This window comes from Roseomonas sp. CAU 1739 (assembly GCF_039839775.1).
Lineage (GTDB): Bacteria > Pseudomonadota > Alphaproteobacteria > Acetobacterales > Acetobacteraceae > Neoroseomonas.
Map to the genome: position 1 here is coordinate 174,484 of NZ_JBDOQQ010000001.1, position 16,396 is coordinate 190,879.

14 protein-coding genes and 1 tRNA gene are annotated in these 16,396 nt (G+C 69.0%); 12 read left to right on the forward strand and 3 right to left on the reverse strand.

Translation table 11 applies throughout. The features are described from left to right. The first annotated feature begins 17 nt into the window (after positions 1 to 17). From AAFN86_RS00805 to AAFN86_RS00845, 9 genes are all read left to right on the forward strand, one after another. Positions 18 to 758 (forward strand): HdaA/DnaA family protein, encoded by a 741-nt coding sequence (locus AAFN86_RS00805; RefSeq protein ID WP_347541298.1) that lies wholly within the window; start codon positions 18 to 20, stop codon positions 756 to 758. A 32-nt stretch (positions 759 to 790) separates the two neighbouring features. Then, positions 791 to 2,956, forward strand: a complete 2,166-nt coding sequence (locus AAFN86_RS00810; protein WP_347541299.1) for an RNA degradosome polyphosphate kinase — start codon at positions 791 to 793, stop codon at positions 2,954 to 2,956. 17 nt (positions 2,957 to 2,973) lie between these two features. After that, entirely contained in the window at positions 2,974 to 4,482 is a 1,509-nt protein-coding gene (locus tag AAFN86_RS00815; protein ID WP_347541300.1) for a Ppx/GppA family phosphatase, read from the forward strand. A 97-nt stretch (positions 4,483 to 4,579) separates the two neighbouring features. Next, positions 4,580 to 6,154, forward strand: coding sequence for an ABC transporter substrate-binding protein (locus AAFN86_RS00820; protein ID WP_347541301.1), 1,575 nt, complete (start codon positions 4,580 to 4,582; stop codon positions 6,152 to 6,154). A gap of 15 nt (positions 6,155 to 6,169) precedes the next feature. Beyond that, entirely contained in the window at positions 6,170 to 7,450 is a 1,281-nt protein-coding gene (locus AAFN86_RS00825; protein WP_347541302.1) for an ArgE/DapE family deacylase, read from the forward strand. Then, positions 7,390 to 8,406, forward strand: coding sequence for a tripartite tricarboxylate transporter substrate binding protein (locus tag AAFN86_RS00830; protein ID WP_347541303.1), 1,017 nt, complete (start codon positions 7,390 to 7,392; stop codon positions 8,404 to 8,406). The genes AAFN86_RS00825 and AAFN86_RS00830 overlap by 61 nt, the downstream gene beginning before the upstream one ends. Next, a complete protein-coding gene (locus tag AAFN86_RS00835; RefSeq protein WP_347541304.1) occupies positions 8,403 to 9,650 on the forward strand; it encodes a M28 family peptidase in 1,248 nt (415 codons plus the stop codon). The genes AAFN86_RS00830 and AAFN86_RS00835 overlap by 4 nt, the downstream gene beginning before the upstream one ends. A 68-nt stretch (positions 9,651 to 9,718) precedes the next feature. After that, positions 9,719 to 11,428: a GMC family oxidoreductase N-terminal domain-containing protein gene (locus AAFN86_RS00840; RefSeq protein WP_347541305.1), complete on the forward strand. Its 1,710-nt coding sequence runs from the start codon at positions 9,719 to 9,721 to the stop codon at positions 11,426 to 11,428. 132 nt (positions 11,429 to 11,560) lie between these two features. After that, the gene (locus AAFN86_RS00845; RefSeq protein ID WP_347541306.1) at positions 11,561 to 12,592 is read left to right on the forward strand and encodes an amino acid ABC transporter substrate-binding protein; all 1,032 of its coding nucleotides are present in this window, start codon (positions 11,561 to 11,563) and stop codon (positions 12,590 to 12,592) included. Positions 12,593 to 12,662: 70 nt separating this feature from the next. Here the strand turns inward: AAFN86_RS00845 and AAFN86_RS00850 are convergent, their stop codons facing one another. The 3 genes from AAFN86_RS00850 to AAFN86_RS00860 form a co-directional block, all read right to left on the reverse strand. Beyond that, a complete protein-coding gene (locus AAFN86_RS00850) occupies positions 12,663 to 13,019 on the reverse strand; it encodes a hypothetical protein (protein WP_347541307.1) in 357 nt (118 codons plus the stop codon). A gap of 326 nt (positions 13,020 to 13,345) precedes the next feature. Then, positions 13,346 to 14,227, reverse strand: a complete 882-nt coding sequence (rpoH, locus tag AAFN86_RS00855; protein ID WP_347541308.1) for an RNA polymerase sigma factor RpoH — start codon at positions 14,225 to 14,227, stop codon at positions 13,346 to 13,348. Positions 14,228 to 14,456: 229 nt separating this feature from the next. Then, the gene (locus AAFN86_RS00860; protein WP_347541309.1) at positions 14,457 to 15,383 is read right to left on the reverse strand and encodes an RluA family pseudouridine synthase; all 927 of its coding nucleotides are present in this window, start codon (positions 15,381 to 15,383) and stop codon (positions 14,457 to 14,459) included. On the opposite strand from AAFN86_RS00860, the gene AAFN86_RS00865 reads away from it, so the two are divergent. The 3 genes from AAFN86_RS00865 to AAFN86_RS00875 all read left to right on the forward strand — a co-directional run bounded on the left by AAFN86_RS00865 (position 15,382) and on the right by AAFN86_RS00875 (position 16,045). Continuing rightward, positions 15,382 to 15,729 carry a DUF6476 family protein gene (locus AAFN86_RS00865; protein WP_347541310.1) on the forward strand — a complete coding sequence of 116 codons (348 nt, stop codon included), beginning with the start codon at positions 15,382 to 15,384 and terminating at the stop codon, positions 15,727 to 15,729. The genes AAFN86_RS00860 and AAFN86_RS00865 overlap by 2 nt on opposite strands. Before the next feature lie 19 nt (positions 15,730 to 15,748). Further along, complete coding sequence (locus AAFN86_RS00870) at positions 15,749 to 15,928, forward strand: DUF2256 domain-containing protein (protein ID WP_347541311.1); 180 nt, start codon at positions 15,749 to 15,751, stop codon at positions 15,926 to 15,928. A gap of 41 nt (positions 15,929 to 15,969) precedes the next feature. Beyond that, a tRNA-Glu gene (locus AAFN86_RS00875) sits at positions 15,970 to 16,045 on the forward strand. The last annotated feature ends 351 nt before the right edge of the window (positions 16,046 to 16,396 follow it).

Sequence of the window (16,396 nt, forward strand, 5' to 3'; positions counted from 1 at the left end):
CGGCGCGGCAGCCGCCCATGACCTCCCCTGCGCGGCAATTCACCCTGCCGCTGCCGCTGCCGGTCTCATCCGACCGGGCGGATTTCCTTGAGGACGCCTCCAACGCCGAGGCGCTCGCCTGGCTCGACGAGCCCGACCGCTGGCCCGGCGGGCGCATCGCGCTGTTCGGCCCGGCCGGGGTGGGCAAGTCGCATCTGGCGCGCGCCATCGCTGCCGGGCGCGGCTGGCGGCTGGTCGAAGGCCCGGCGCTGCGCGGCCTGCCGGAACCCGCCCCCGGCGGCATCGTGCTGGACGACGCCGATGCCGTGGCCGAGGAGCGCGCCCTGCTGCATCTGGTGAACCTGTGTGCTGAACGCGGTGAGCACCTGCTGCTGATCGGCCGGGAGGCGCCGGCGCGCTGGCGCGTGGCGCTGCCGGACCTCGCCAGCCGGCTGAGGGCGACGACCGCGATCGGCATCGGCCGGCCGGGGGAGGCGCTGCTCGGCGCCCTGCTCGCCAAGCATTTCGCCGACCGGCAGTTGCGCGTCGCGCCGGAGGTGCAGTCCTGGCTGCTGGCCCGGCTGGCGCGGGACGCGGCGACGCTGGCCGAGGCCGCCGCTCGGCTGGATCGTGCCGCGCTGGTCGCCCGCGCGCCCGTCACCCGAGCCCTGGCGCGGACCGCCCTTGCAGGTTGGGACGGCTTTGGCGAGGGGGCGGAGGATGATGGTTCGGAGACGATCGGAATCCCGCCCTCGCCGGGCATGCCCGCCCTGCTATAGGCTGTCCGGATGACTGCCACCGGCCGGATGCCATGAACGACGTCGTCGTGACGGAGGATGCGGAGCTGCAGGCGCTGCTCGCCAGCCCGGCGCGCTTCGCCAATCGGGAGCTGTCTTGGCTCGCCTTCAACCAGCGCGTGCTGGAGGAAGCCGCCAATCCGCGGCACCCGCTGCTGGAACGGCTGCGTTTCGTCGCCATCTCCGCCTCCAACCTCGATGAATTCTACTCGGTGCGCGTCGCCGGGCTGGTCGGGCAGGAAAGGGCGGGGATCGCCAAGGTCTCGCCGGACGGCAAGACGCCGTCGCAGCAGCTGGCGGCCATCCATGAACGGGCGCAGCGGCTGATCGCTGGGCAGCAGCAGACCTGGCTGGAATTGCGCGACCTGCTGCGCGCGGCGGGCCTCGCGGTGGTCGAGCAGCAGGAACTCGACGGCTGCGACCGCGAATGGCTTGACACCTGGTTCATGGATCGCGTCTTCCCGATCGTGACGCCGCTGGCGGTCGATCCGGCGCATCCCTTCCCCTTCATCGCCAACCTGTCGCTGTGCATGGTGCTGAAGCTGGTGCGGGAGGAGGATGGCGGCACGATGCGCGCCCTGCTGCCGCTGCCGCCGCAGGTGCCACGCTTCATCCGCCTGCCGCCGCGCGATGGCGAGACGATGATCCGCTTCCTCCAGCTGGAGGATCTGATCGTCCTGTTCCTCAACCGGCTGTTCCCCGGCTTCATCCCCGCCGAGAGCGGCCTGTTCCGCGTCATCCGCGACACCGATGTGGAGTTCGAGGAGGAAGCCGAGGATCTCGTGCGGTCCTATGAATCCGCGCTGAAGCGGCGCCGCCGCGGCCGGCCGATCCGGCTGTCCGTAACCGCCGCGACGCCGCCCGACATGGTCGATTTCGTCGCCGAGGAGTTGGAGGCGCCACGGTCGGAACTGTTCACGGTGGAGGGCCTGCTCGGCCTGTCGGACCTGACGCAGCTGATCGTCGATGACCGGCCGGACCTGCTGTTCACGCCCTATACGCCCCGCTTTCCCGAACGCATCCTCGATTTCGGCGGGGATTGCTTCGCGGCGATCAAGGCGAAGGACATCGTCGTCCACCACCCATACGAATCCTTCGACGTGGTCGTGCAGTTCCTCCGCCAGGCGGCGCGCGATCCCAACGTCGTCGCCATCAAGCAGACGCTGTACCGCACGACGCGCGACAGCCCGATCGCCAAGGCGCTGATCGAGGCCGCGGAGGCCGGCAAGTCGGTGACCGGCATCGTCGAGTTGAAGGCGCGCTTCGACGAGGAACGCAACATCGCCCTGTCGCGTGAACTTGAAGCCGCCGGCGTGCAGGTGGTGTTCGGCTTCGTCGAGCTGAAGACGCACGCCAAGGTATCCCTGGTGGTGCGGCGGGAAGGGGCGCAGCTGCGTTCCTACGCGCATTTCGGCACGGGCAACTATCACCCGGTCACGGCGCGCATCTACACCGACCTGTCCTACTTCACCGCCGATCCGGCGCTGACGCGGGATGCGGCGAAGCTGTTCAACTTCATGACCGGCTATGCGCGGCCGGAGAGCATGGACAAGCTCGCCTTCGCGCCGCTGACCATCCGCCCCTCGCTGCTCGCGCTGATCGAACAGGAGATCAACTTCGCCAAGGAAGGCAAGCCGGCGGCCATCTGGATCAAGATGAACTCGATGGTCGATGAGACGCTGATCGATGCGCTGTATGCCGCATCGCGCGCGGGCGTGAAGGTGGATGCGGTGGTGCGCGGCATCTGCTGCATGCGCCCCGGCGTTCCCGGCATGAGCGACAACATCCGGGTGAAGTCGATCGTCGGCCGCTTCCTGGAACATTCGCGCATCGCGGTGTTCGGCAACGGCCACAGGCTGCCGTCGCGCCGTGCGAAGGTGTTCATCTCGAGCGCCGACTGGATGGCGCGCAACATGGACTGGCGCGTCGAGACGATGGTGCCGGTCGAGAATGCGACGGTGCACGCGCAGGTGCTCGACCAGATCATGGTGGTGAACCTCAAGGACACCATGCAGTCCTGGCAACTTGGCCCGGATGGCGACTGGACGCGGCTGAACCCTGGCGACAAGCCGGTTTCGGCCCATGACTACTTCATGACCAACCCGTCCCTGTCGGGCCGTGGCAGCGCCCTGAAAAGCGCGCCGCGCCGCCCGCGGCAGGACCGCGTGATGCAGGACTGACAGTGGTGGACAGCGCGATGCGAGAAGGCCCCGCCTGGATGGAGGACGGGCACCGGCTGCCACGCTCGGCCGTCGTCGATCTCGGTTCCAATTCGGTGCGCCTGGTGGTGTTCGAGGGGCGCGGGCGCAACCCGCTGACCATCTTCAACGAGAAGGCGGTGCTCGGCCTGGGCCGCGGGTTGGTGACGACCGGCCTGCTGAACGAGGAAGCCGTCGACCAGGCGCTGACGGTGATGGTGCGCTACCACACCGTCGCCCGCGCCATGGGGGCCGATCCGGTCGAGGTGCTGGCGACGGCGGCGGTACGCGACGCGACCAACGGCCCGGCCTTCGTCGCGGCGCTGCGCGCCCGCCTGCCCGACCTGACCATCCGCGTGCTGACGGGGCAGGAGGAAGGGTTGCTGTCGGCCGATGGCGTGTTGCTCGGCTTCCCCGATGCGGATGGCGTGCTGGGCGATATCGGCGGCGGCTCGCTTGAACTGGTGGAACTGGCCCATGGCCGGTCGGGGCGGGCGGTCAGCCTGCCGCTCGGCGCCATTCGCCTGTCGGAGCGCGCGAACAACGACATCCAGCGCGGCCGCGCCATGGCGACCGAGGAATTCGACCGCGTCCCCTGGCTGTCGGAAGCGACCGGGCGCGACCTGTATCTGGTGGGCGGCGCCTGGCGTGCGCTGGCGCGGATGCACATCGCGCAGACCGCCTATCCGCTGTCGATCGTGCACCACTACGTGCTGTCGCGGGAGGAAGCGCGCGACCTCGCCGGCGTGGTGATGGCCGCGACGCGACGCACGCTGGACCGCATGCCCGGCGCGCCGACCAAGCGTGTGCAGGATCTGCCCTGGGCCGCGATGGTGATGCGCCGGCTGCTGCGGGCCTCCGGCGCGCGGCGCGTGGTGTTCAGCGCGAACGGGCTGCGCGAAGGCTGGTATGGCCGGCAGATCAGCGTCGATGAGCGCCGGCGCGATCCGCTGCTGGCCGCCGCGCAGGACCTCGCCGACCGCTTCGGCCGCGACCCGCGCCTGCCGCCGGCCCTCGCGCAATGGACCGCCGGGCTGTTCGAGCGCGAGACCAGCGGCGACGCGGCGCTGCGCGCGGCGGCCTGCTGGGTCAGCGACATCGGCAGCCACGACCATCCGGATTATCGCGCCGAGCACGCATACTTCCGCGTGCTGCGGCAGCCGGGGGTGGGGCTCGATCACCATGCGCGCGCCTTCCTCGCGCTGGCCGTCGCGTTGCGCTACGAGGCCGCGCCGGATGCGGGATTCCTCGCCGCGGCGCGCGTGCTGCTGGACGTTTCGGCAGTGCGGCGGGCGGAGAGCCTGGGAGCGGCGCTGCGGCTGGCCTACACGCTGTCGGGCGGCACGCCGGAACTGCTGGCGGGGACCGGGCTGGAACGCGAGGGTGGGCGGCTGCTGCTGCGGCTGGTCGAGGGCAGCGGCGTATTCGCCGGGGAAAGCGTGCTGCGGCGCGTCGAGGCGCTGGCGGCGGTGCTCGGGCTGGAGGCGTCGGTCGAGATCGCCGGCTGACGGGCGCCGCGCCGCCTTTTCATTGACCTTGGCCACCCTGGCGGCGGACGCTGCCCGCGACGACCGGCGACAGACCGGATCGCGAGGGAGGCGGACGATGGGAAGGGGTGTGCTCGGCGCCGCATGCGCGGTGTTGTGGCTGCTGTCCGGCACGCCGGCATCGGCGCAGCGGACATTGACGATCGGGGTGCAGACGCCGCCATCGGCGCTCGACCCGCACTACCACAACACCACCAACAACTCGATGATGCTCATGCAGATCTATGAGCGTCTGTTCGAGCTCGACAACCAGGCGGTGCCGCGGCCGCGCCTCGCGGAATCGATGCGCGCGATCGACGACCTGACCTGGGAGGTGAAGCTGCGCCAGGGCGTGCGCTTCCACGATGGCACGCCCTTCGAGGCCGACGACATCTCCTACACCTTCGCGCGCATCCCGACCGTGCCGAACAGCCCGGCGCTCTACACGCCGGCGGTGCGGACCATCAGCGGCATCGAGATCGTGGACCCGCAGACGATCCGCATCCGCACCTATGAACCCAATCCGCTGATGCTCTTTGACATGGCGGCACCCTTCATCCTGTCGCGGCGCATCCATGGGCAGAACCCGGCGACCAGCGACTTCACCTCCGGGCGGCTGGCCATCGGCACCGGCCCGTATCGGCTGGTGTCCTTTGCGCAGAACGAACGCATGGAGATCGTCCGCAATCCGACCTATTGGGGCCCGCCCGAGCCGTGGGATCGCGTGACCATCCGCTTCATCCCGCAAGCCGCATCGCGCGCCGCCGCGCTGCTGGCCGGCGAGGTGGACCTGATCGACTACGTTCCCGTGCAGGATGTCGAGAACCTGCGCCGCGATCCGCGCTTCGCGCTGTTCGAGGTAGACAGCGTGACCTACGTCTACCTGTTCCCCGATTCCATGCGCGACACCTCGCCCTTCGTCGCGGACCGCCAGGGCAACCCGCTGCCGCGCAACCCGCTCGCCGACCGGCGGGTGCGGGAGGCGATGTCGCTTGCCATCAACCGCGAGTCCATCGCCACGCGGCTGTATCAGGGCCTCGCGACCCCGGCAGACCAGTTCGCGGCACCCATCGCGGAACATCGCCTGCCGAACCTGCCGCCCTTGCCGCATGATATCGGTCGCGCCCGCGCATTGCTGGCCGAGGCCGGCTACCCGGACGGCTTTCGGCTGACCATCCACGGGCCCAACGGCTTCTTTCCGTCCGACCAGAACCTGTTGCAGGCGCTCGCGCAGCAATTCACCCGCGCGGGCATCGAGACGACGGTGCAGGCGCTGCCGCCGGCCAACCTGTTCACCCGGGCGACGAACCGGGAATTCTCGATGTTCATGACTTATTTCAGCAGCTACCTGACCATCAACCCGCTGCGGCAGGTGGTGGCGACGCGCAACCCGGATATCGGCATGGGGCCGTTCAACCGCCAGCGCTATTCCAATCCGGCGATCGACGAGCCGGTGCGCCAGGCGCTGACCACCATGGACCCCGAGCGACGCCAGGTGCTGACGCAGCAGGCCGCGCGTGCCCTGCTGGACGACAAGGGCGTGCTGCCGGTGATCTTTTTGCGCAACACCTGGGCTGGTCGCCGCGACAGGGTCGTCTACGATCCGTCTCCGGTGAACCACACCTCGGCGGTGCATGCCCGCCCGCCGAACTGAAGGACAGTGCCGCCCATGCCGGATGCCGACGCTCTCGCACGCATCACCGCCGCCATCGATGCGGGCTTCGGCCGCCAGGTGGAATTCCTGCAGGAGCTGGTGCGCTTTCCATCCCTGCGCGGACGGGAAGCGCCGCTGCAGGATTGGTTCGCCCGTCAGATGGCGACGCGCGGCTATGCCGTGGATCGCTTTTCCATCGCCGATGTGCCCGACCATCCGAAGATGGCGCCGATGGTCGATGTCGATGCCGCCGGTTCCATGCAGGTCGTCGCCGCGCATCGCCCGTCCAATCCCACCGGACGTAGCCTGATCCTGCAGGGCCATATCGACGTGGTGCCGGAAGGCCCGCATGAGATGTGGACCTACCCGCCCTACTCCGCGACGATCCGCGACGGCTGGATGTATGGCCGCGGCGCGCATGACATGAAGTCGGGCGTCGCCTGCATGGTCTTCGCGATGGACGCGATCCGCGCCGCCGGCTTCGAGCCCGCCGCCGATGTCTACATCCAGACGGTGACGGAGGAGGAGAGCACCGGCAACGGCGCGCTCGCCGCCCTGCTGCGCGGTTATCGCGCCGAGGCCGCGCTGGTGCCCGAACCCACCGGCCACACCATCACCCGCACCCAGACCGGCACCATCTGGTTCCGCCTGCGCGTGCGCGGCGTCCCTGTCCATGTCGCCGTCGCGCAGGACGGCACCAATGCCATCATGTCGGCCTATGCGCTGATCAACGCGCTCTACGCCCACACGAAGGTCCTGAACGAGGCGGCGAAGTCCAGCGAGTGGTATGCGGACATCAAGGACCCCATCAAGTTCAACCCAGGCATCATCCGTGGTGGTGACTGGGCGTCCTCCACCCCCGCCTGGTGCGAGGTGGATTGCCGCATCGGCCTGGTGCCCGGCACCACGCCTGAACAGGCGATGGCCGGCATCGAGGCCTGCGTGAAGGCGGCCGCGAAGGGTGATTCCTTCATGGCCAACAACCCGCCCGAAATCGTCTGGACCGGCTTCCAGACCGACCCCTATGTGCTGGAACCCGGCAGCGAGGCGGAAGCCGTGCTCGCCGCCGCGCATGCTGCGGTGCATGGCGGCGAGATGCCGGCGCGCCGCACCACGGCGGTGAACGATGCGCGGTATTACGGGCTCTATTTCGGTTTTCCCGGGCTCTGCTACGGTCCCAAGGGCGAAGTCGCGCACGGGTTCGACGAACGCACCTCGATCGAGGATCTCCGCACATGCACTCAGACGATCGCGACCTTCATCGCCAACTGGTGCGGGCTGCGCCCGCGCGGCTGAACCGGCGCGCCCTGCTGGGCGTGGCGGGAGCGGCGCTGGCCGCGCCCGCCTTCGCGCAGGCGGATTGGCCGAACCGGCCCATCCGGCTCGTCGTGCCCTTCGCGCCCGGCGGATCGTCGGACGTGTTGGCGCGGCTGATCCAGCCGGGGCTGGGTGCGGCACTCGGGCAGTCCGTCATCGTCGAGAACCGCTCCGGCGCGGGCTCGATGCTCGGCACGGAATACGTCGCGCGGTCGCCGGCGGATGGCTACACGCTGCTGCTCGCTGACCTGCCCTATGCCATCGTGCCGGCGTTGCAGGCGCGCATGCCCTACGATGTCGAGAAAGACCTGATGCCGGTCGTCATGGTCGGCGCCGCACCGCTGCTGATCTTCGGGCATCCATCCCTGCCGGCGCGCAACGCTGCGGAATTCGCTGCACTCGCGAAGGCGCGGCCGGGGCACTACACCTATGGCTCGGGCGGCGTCGGCGCGGCCTCCCACATGATGGGGGAGCTGTTCCAGATCGCCACCGGCACGCAGATCACGCATGTGCCGTATCGCGGTGGCGGTCCGGCCATCCAGGATCTCGCGGCGGGCAACCTGAACACGGTCTTCGTCACCGTGGCGTCCGCCGCGCCGCAACTATCCTCGGGACAGATCACCGGCCTCGGCGTGATGTCGCCCGAGCGGATGCGCAGCCATCCCAACATCCCGACCTTCCGCGAACAGGGCATCGACCTCGTCGCGGAACATTGGTGGGGGCTGCTCGCGCCCGCCCGCACACCGGATGCGATCGTGGCGAAGATCGCGGCCGCGATGCCGGGCGTGCTGGCGGCGCCGGGCATGGCGGAACGGCTCGATGCGCTCGCCGTCATCCCGCGCAGCGACGGGCCTGAGGCCTTCGGCCAGCGCATCCGCCAGGATGTCGCGCGCTATGGCGAGATCGCGCGGTCGCGGGGCATCACCGCGCAGTGACGCTCGCGGATTTCCTCGGCCGCATCGCGGCCGACGAGGCGCTGGCGCCGGATTTCGCGGCGATCTGCGACACCGGCGGGCGGCTGCAGGGCACGCCGAGCGCGGAGCGCGGCTTCGCGCTGATGGAAGAACGGCTGTCGGCCTTCGGCACGGTGTGGAAGGAACCCGTGCCCTATGCCGGCTGGCGCTGCCATGAGGCGCGGCTGACCGATGTGGCGACGGGGCGTGACCTCGACTGCACACCGCTGCTGGGTGCGGCATCGACGCCGGTGGATGGGCTGCTGCTCGACACGCTGGATTGCGGTCGCGGAGCGCCGGGGGATTTCTCGGGAGCTGCCGGGCGCGCGGTGGTGGCGCGGCATGAGTATCCCTTCTCGGCGCAGACGATCCATCGGCGGGTGAAGCTGGCGGCGGCGCAGGAGGCCGGGGCGGGGGCCTTCCTGATCGTGCAGCCGGAACCGGGCATCGGGCCCGTGTCGGGGTCGTCCGGGCGCGCGGGTGGGAAGGGGATTCCTGCGCTTGGCATCTCGGCCGAAGCCGGGGCCTTGCTGGCCGGGGGACGGCAGGTGCGGCTGACTCTGCTCGGCAGTGACCATGCCGCGACGGCGCCGACGCTGGTGTTGGTGCTGCCGGGGCGGGGCGAGGGCCATGTCGTCGTCTCGGCCCATCTCGACGGCCATCCGCTGGGCGAGAGCGCGATCGACAATGCGACGGGGCTGGCGGCCGCGCTGTGCCTGGTGCGCGCGGCGCAGCCCATGGCCGCGCAATGCGAGCGCGGATTGATGGTCTGCATTTTCGGCGCCGAGGAATGGGCACTGGCCGGGTCGAAGGCGTGGCTCGACGGCAGGACGATGGCCGAGAGGCGCCGCATGACGGTGAACATCAACCTCGATTCCATCGCCGGCAGCCCGAACCTGACCGCGCTGACCAGCGGCTTCTCGAAGCTCGGGCCATTCCTGACCGATGCCGCGAAGAAGGCCGGACGTAGCCTTCGCACGCATCGCCCGCTGATGCGCAATTCCGACCACGCGAATTTCGCCGACCACCGCATTCCCGCCGCGCGGCTCATCGCGGGCTTCAACGAGCCGGACAGTGCGCTGCGCTTGCTGCTCACGGGCGCGGACCGGCGCGGGGTCGTCCCGATTGGGCAGTTGCGGGATGCAACGATGACGGCCGGCGCCCTGGTCTGGGAGGCCATGAACGCCCCCCATGACACCGTCCTGCGTCTGTACGGCGCCGTCTGACCGACCCCTTCCGATTCAGCCCGGACGGTGATCTGTTGGCGCATCACGGCCAATCGGGGGAAACGGGTTTGTACAACTTCATCATCGTGGGCGGGGGTTCCGCCGGCACCGTGCTGGCGCATCGACTGTCCACACCGGGCGCCAACAAGGTGCTGCTGTGCGAGGCCGGCCCCGATACCCCGCCGGGCCAGGAACCCAAGACGATCCTCGATACCTATCCGGGCCAGGCCTATTTCGACCCGCGCTTCCATTGGACCGAGCTGAAGGTCCGCACCCAGGTCGTCTCCCACAACAACCCCGGCGCCGACCGGCCGCCGCTGCGCAAATACGAACAGGCGCGGGTGCTGGGCGGCGGATCCTCGATCAACGGCCAGATGGCCAATCGCGGCGCGCCGCATGACTACGACGAATGGGCCGATCGCGGTGCCGCCGGCTGGAACTGGGCCGCGGTGTTGCCGTATTTCAAGAAGGTCGAGCGCGACGTCGATTTCGACAATGAATGGCATGGCAAATCCGGGCGCATTCCGGTCCGGCGCATCCCCGAACAGCATTGGTCGAAGCACGCCAAGGCGGCCGGCGAGGCATTCAAGCAGGCCGGCTACACATACCTGCCCGACCAGAACGGCGCCTTCGAGGACGGCTATTTCCCGCTGACCGTGAACCTTGGGGAGAATGCGCGCGTCTCGGCGGCGATCGGCTACCTGGATGCCGAGACGCGCAAGCGCGCCAACCTGACGATCTCCACCGAGACGCAGGTGATGGGCCTGATCATCGAGGGCACGCGCTGCGTCGGCATCCGCGCGCTGGTGAAGGGGCAGGAGCAGGAGTTCCGCGGGCGGGAGGTGATCCTGTCCACCGGCGCCATCCATTCGCCGGCGCATCTGATGCGCGCGGGCATCGGCCCGGCGGCGCATCTGCGCGAACACGGCATCGGCATCGTCGCCGACCTGCCTGGGGTGGGGCAGGGGCTGATGGACCATCCGGCCATCTCGCTGTCCTGCTTCATCAAGCCGGAGGCGCGCATCGTCACCGAGGCGACGCGGCGGCACATGCTGCTGGGGCTGCGGTTTTCCTCGGGGCTGGAGGGTGCGCCGCAGGGCGACATGTTCATGTCGGTGGCGTCGAAGTCGGCCTGGCATGCGGTGGGCGAGCAGGTCGGATCCATGCTGACCTGGGTGAACAAGACCTACTCGCAGCGTGGCCAGGTGCGCTTGGTGTCGACCGACTGGCGCGCCCATCCGGATGTCGAGTTCAACCTGCTGTCGGACCGGCGCGACCTCGATCGGCTGATGACGGGCTTCAAGCTGGCGGCCGCGCTGAACCTGTCGGCGCCGATGGCCGCGGTCACCGCCGACCCGTTCCCCGCCTTCTATTCCGACCGGGTGCGGCGGATCGGCGTGGTGAACACCAAGAACCGCATCCTGACGTCGATCATCGCGAAGTTCCTCGATGGGCCGGCGGCGCTGCGCCGCGCCTTCATCGACCGCTTCGTCATCGAAGGCTTCCGCTTCAAGGAAGTCATGGAAAGCGACGACGCGCTGGAGGATTTCATCCGCAAGGGCACGATCGGCGTCTGGCATGCATCGTGTTCCTGCCGGATGGGGGCGGATACCGACCCGATGGCGGTGGTGGACAGTTCCGGCCGCGTGCGCGGGGTGCAGGGGCTGCGGGTGGTCGATGCCTCGGTCTTCCCCGTGGTGCCCTCGGCCAACACCAACTTCCCGACGCTGATGACGGCGGAGAAGATGTCCGACCACATCCTTGCGGATGCGGGCTGACATGCCCCATGCCAGCGGCTCGCCGCAACGCACAGACAGGCCCTTGGCGCCTGGCCTCTCGGATGGGCATGCTGTCGGGCAGCCAGCCGGGAAGACGGCGGCTTCATGTCTGGAAACTGGGAGACCAATTTGATGACGAGCATCCGTACCCGCTTTGCGGGCCTGGCCACCGCGGCGGTCCTCGCCGTGGCGGGGCAGGCCTCGGCCCAAACGGGACCCGATACGGTCGCGGCCATCCGCGCCCGTGGTCAGTTGATCTGCGGCGTCGCGGTCAATGCGCCCGGCTTTGCCCTGCCCGACAGCCGCGGCGAATTCCATGGACTTGACGTCGATATGTGCCGCGCCGTCGCCGTCGCGATCCTGGGCGATGCGACCAAGGTTCGCTTCGTCCCGAACACCACCGTGCAGCGCTTCCCCATGCTGCAATCCGGGGAGATCGACCTCCTCGTGCGCAACACGACCATCTCGATGGCGCGCGAGACGCAACTTGGCCTCGCCTTCGCCGGCATCAATTTCTATGACGGCCAGGGCTTCATGGTGCGCCGGTCGTCCAACGTCACCTCGGCGCGCCAGCTCGATGGCGCGACGGTCTGCGTGCAGCCGGGCACGACGACCGAGCTGAACCTGACCGACTATTTCCGCACCAACAACATGCGCTTCACCCCCGTGGTGATCGAGCAGGCGGAGGAAATCCGCGCGGCCTTCGTTTCCGGCCGGTGCGATGCCTATACGAACGACGCCTCCTCGCTCGCCTCCTTCCGCGCGACGCGGACGACGGATGCGGCCGAATTCGTGCTGCTGCCCGAGATCATCTCGAAGGAGCCGCTCGGCCCGGCTGTCCGCAAGGGTGACTGGCGCTTCTTCGACATCGTGCGCTGGACGCTGTTCGCCCAGATCACCGCCGAGGAGCTGGGCCTGACCAGCGCCAATGTCGAGGAAACGGCGCGCACCACGACCAACCCGGATATCATGCGCCTGGTCGGCCGCACCGGCGATCTCGGCCGGTCGATGAACGTGGACAATGAGTGGGCGGTGCGCATCATTCGTCAGGTCGGCAATTACGGCGAGATGTATGAGCGCAACATCACGCCGATCGGCATTCCGCGCGGGGTGAACAACCTGTGGAATCGCGGCGGGCTGCACTACGCGCCGCCGATCCGCTGAAGCGCGGAGACATCCGGACGGGAAAAGGGGGCGGTGACGCCCCCTTTTTCATGGGCGCGCCCGGCGCCGTTCAGCCCGGTGGCGGCGCGACCGGGATCGCGGCGCTATAGGGCTCGATGCGGTAGGTGTCCTGCCGGAGGATCGAGACGCGCCCGGTCGCCCCATAGCGCGTGGAACCATCCGCCGCGCGTCCGACGACATACCTCCAGGCGCCGACCTGGCCATCGGTGGCGAGCTTGCGTCCGATGCGTTCAACCTCCGGCCCGGTGCCGAGCGTGGCGAGTTCGCCCGGCGTGAGGCCAATGATGATCTCGTCCCGCGGGGAGACCACGCGGAACAGCAGTACGGCAGGCGCCTGCGCGGCGGCGGGCAAGGCAAGCGCCAGCGCCGGCAGCGCCAGCGCCAGGCGGCGTTCGATGGGTGGCATCGTCGTCTCCAGTGGCTATGGGGTCCCGGGCGGGATTCAATGTGCCGCGGCGGCGGCGGCAATGCGAGCGATCCGGCTCACACCATTAATCGGCGGCATGGGCTTCGGTCGACCTTGCTTTGGCTCGGGAGGGCGCCCGGTCGCCTGGCTGGCGCGCCATGCATCGCGGCCTGGGCGGCATGGAACGGGCGGGGCTCGGTCGCGCGTCCCGGCCTGATCCAAGGCATCGGGCCGGGCGGCCTTCCGTGACGATCGCCGGCATCACGACGCGAAACGGGGCGGCAGGTTGCCCCACCGCCCCGATCGAACCCCGTTGAGCCTGCCGGTCAGCCGACTGTCAGGCGACGCTCCACGACCTGCTGCTTCATCGACTTCTGCAGCTTCTCGAAGGCGCGGACCTCGATCTGGCGGACCCGCTCGCGGCTGATGTTGTACTGCTGCGAGAGTTCCTCGAGCGTGGTCGGCTCCTCCTTCAGGCGCCGCTCGATCAGGATATGGCGTTCCCGTTCGTTCAGCGTCCGCAAGGCACCGGCGAGCAGGTCGCGGCGGTTGGTCATGTCCTCCCGCTCGGCGAGCTCGCTCTCCTGGCTCTCGCCGTCATCGACCAGCCAATCCTGCCACTCGCCCTCGCTATCGGCGCGGACGGGGGCATTCAGGCTGTGGTCGGGGCTGGCGAGGCGCCGGTTCATCGACACCACGTCCTGGTTCGGCACCTGGAGGGCATGGGCGATCTTCGCCACCTGCTCATCCTTCAGGTCGCCTTCCTCGAGCGCGGACATTTGCGCTTTGAGCCGGCGCAGGTTGAAGAACAGCTTCTTCTGCGCTGCCGTGGTGCCCATCTTCACGAGCGACCAGGAATGCAGGATGTATTCTTGTATCGCGGCGCGGATCCACCACATGGCGTATGTGGCCAGACGGAAGCCGCGCTCCGGGTCGAAGCGCTTCACCGCCTGCATCATGCCGACATTGCCTTCGGAGATCAGTTCGCCGACGGGCAGTCCGTAGCCGCGATAGCCCATGGCGATCTTCGCCACGAGACGCAGATGGGACGTGACGAGCTTATGCGCCGCCGGTTCGTCGCCCTGTTCCTTCCACCGGCGCGCCAGGGAAAGTTCTTCCTCGGGGGCGAGCATCGGGAACTTGCGGATGTCCTGCAGGTAGCGCGACAGGTTCCCTTCGGTCGCCATCGGGATAGCCATGGAAGCCATGGTAAATCTGCCTCCTGGACCGGGCGGGCCCCCCGTGACGGCGGGGCGCGCAAGCGGTCTAGCCTCGGTTGTATCGAAATCCTCAGGGCCCTGGCCCAAGCCACCAGCCCCGGTCACGTCGGGGCGGGCTGGATTGGGTGTTGTCGCGGCACCCCTTGGAATCCGACTTCGACAGGTTTTTACCTCGCGGCACGGTAGGGCGCAAGAAAAACCGACTGTAATAGTCGGGTTACTGCCTGTTACCGTCCAGCAACGTGATGAGTGCCGCGAGGTCGGCCGGTACAGGGCTTTCGAAGGATAGGGCCTGGCCGGTTACGGGATGGCGAAAGCCGAGCGTCGCCGCGTGCAACGCCTGGCGCGGGAACGCCAGCAGGGCATCGCGGGTTTCCGCCGGCAGCAGCCGCGCCGAGGCCGGGGTGCGGCGCAGATATACGGGGTCGCCAACCAGCGGATGGCCGATATGGGCCATGTGGACGCGGATCTGATGGGTTCGCCCGGTCAGCAGGCGGCATTCCACCAGCGATACGGCCGTGCCCCAGCCGCGCTTGACCGTGTAGCGCGTGGTCGCGGCCTTGCCGCCGCGATCGACGACCGCCATGCGCTTGCGGTCGACCGGGTGGCGGCCGATCGGGGCCGAGACCTCCCCCTGCAGCGGCGCCGGCAGGCCCCAGGCCAATGCGATATAGGCACGGTCGAGGTCGCGGGCGGCGAAGGCCTCGGACAGGGCACGGTGGGCGCGGTCTGTCTTGGCGACGACCATGACGCCGGATGTGTCCTTGTCGAGCCGATGGACGATGCCGGGTCGCTTTTCCCCGCCGATGCCCGGCAGGTCATCCCCGGCATGAGCCAGCAGGGCATTGACCAGCGTGCCATCCAGGTTGCCCGGCGCGGGGTGAACGACGAGGCCGGCTGGCTTGTCGAGCACGATCAGGTCGGCATCCTCGAACAGGATGGCCAGCGGGATGTCCTGGGGCAGGGGCGTCGCCGAGACCGGCGGCGGGACATGCAGGCGGTAGCGCGCGCCGGCCCGCACCGATTCGGCCGGGTCCCTGATGGGCGCGCCGTCGCGCGTGCCGTGGCCGGCTTCGATCAATGCCTTGACGCGGGAGCGCGAGAGCGAACCTATCGCCTCCGCGAGGAAGCGGTCGGCGCGCATGCCGGCCGCCTCCGGCGGTGCGATGGTTTCGGCATCGTCGGGTTCGACGGGTGAGGGGGATGGCGTGGCTGGGCTCAAGGCTCTGGTGATCGGAATGGGGGTGCTGATCGTGGCGGGCACCGTGGCGCTCGCGGTGGTGCTCGTCCAGCGTCTCGGCGCCGGGAGCAGCGGCGGCGGTGCCACGGCCGGGCTGTCGCTGGCGCAGCCCGAGGGTGCGCGTATCGCGGGTATCGCGGCATCGGACAAGGCAATCTCGATCTGGGTGGCGCGGCCGGATGGGGAACGGGTGATCCTGCTGGATCCCACCGGCGCAAGGCGGATCGGCGAGATCCGCCTGCGCGACTGAGTGGTGGGGCCGACGGGCAATGGCGCACCGCAAGCCGGGATTGCCGGAGAAGGACTGCGTGGCCTGCGGACGGCCCTTCGCCTGGCGGCGCAAATGGGCGTCGGTGTGGGACGAGGTGCGCTTCTGTTCGGCGGCGTGCCGGGACGGTCGGCGGGACGCGGCGCGAAGAAGCGCGGCGGTGGTGAAGAAGGGCGCTTGATCCCGGACGATTCGGGGGCTAGAAGCGCGCCTCCGGCCAGGGTCCCCTTCGTCTAGAGGCCTAGGACACCGCCCTCTCACGGCGGTAACAGGGGTTCGAATCCCCTAGGGGACGCCATCCGCTACGAAACTGAGAACCGCCGGATGCGAGGCTTTCCGGGTGTTCTGCGGTAGCGGCATGGATCAGGGCGCGGGTTGGCCCGCTGATTGTTACGACTTCATCGTCGACCTGAACCTGCCCGACGAACAGGCGGAGGTATGCCCGCCGAAAGGCCGGGTCGCCCTCATGCAAGGCTCTACGAATCGCTTCGCCAACCCTCGCGATCTTCGTTGGCGTGATCGCCTTCGGTCCTTCGGCACTGGTCTGTGCCTCGAGTATCCGGAGGGCTTCTCCTGCCCGGCTCCGGCGACCCTCCGCCTCCCGTAGTTCCCGCGTCAGTTCCGGATCTTCGTCGGATAGCGCACCATT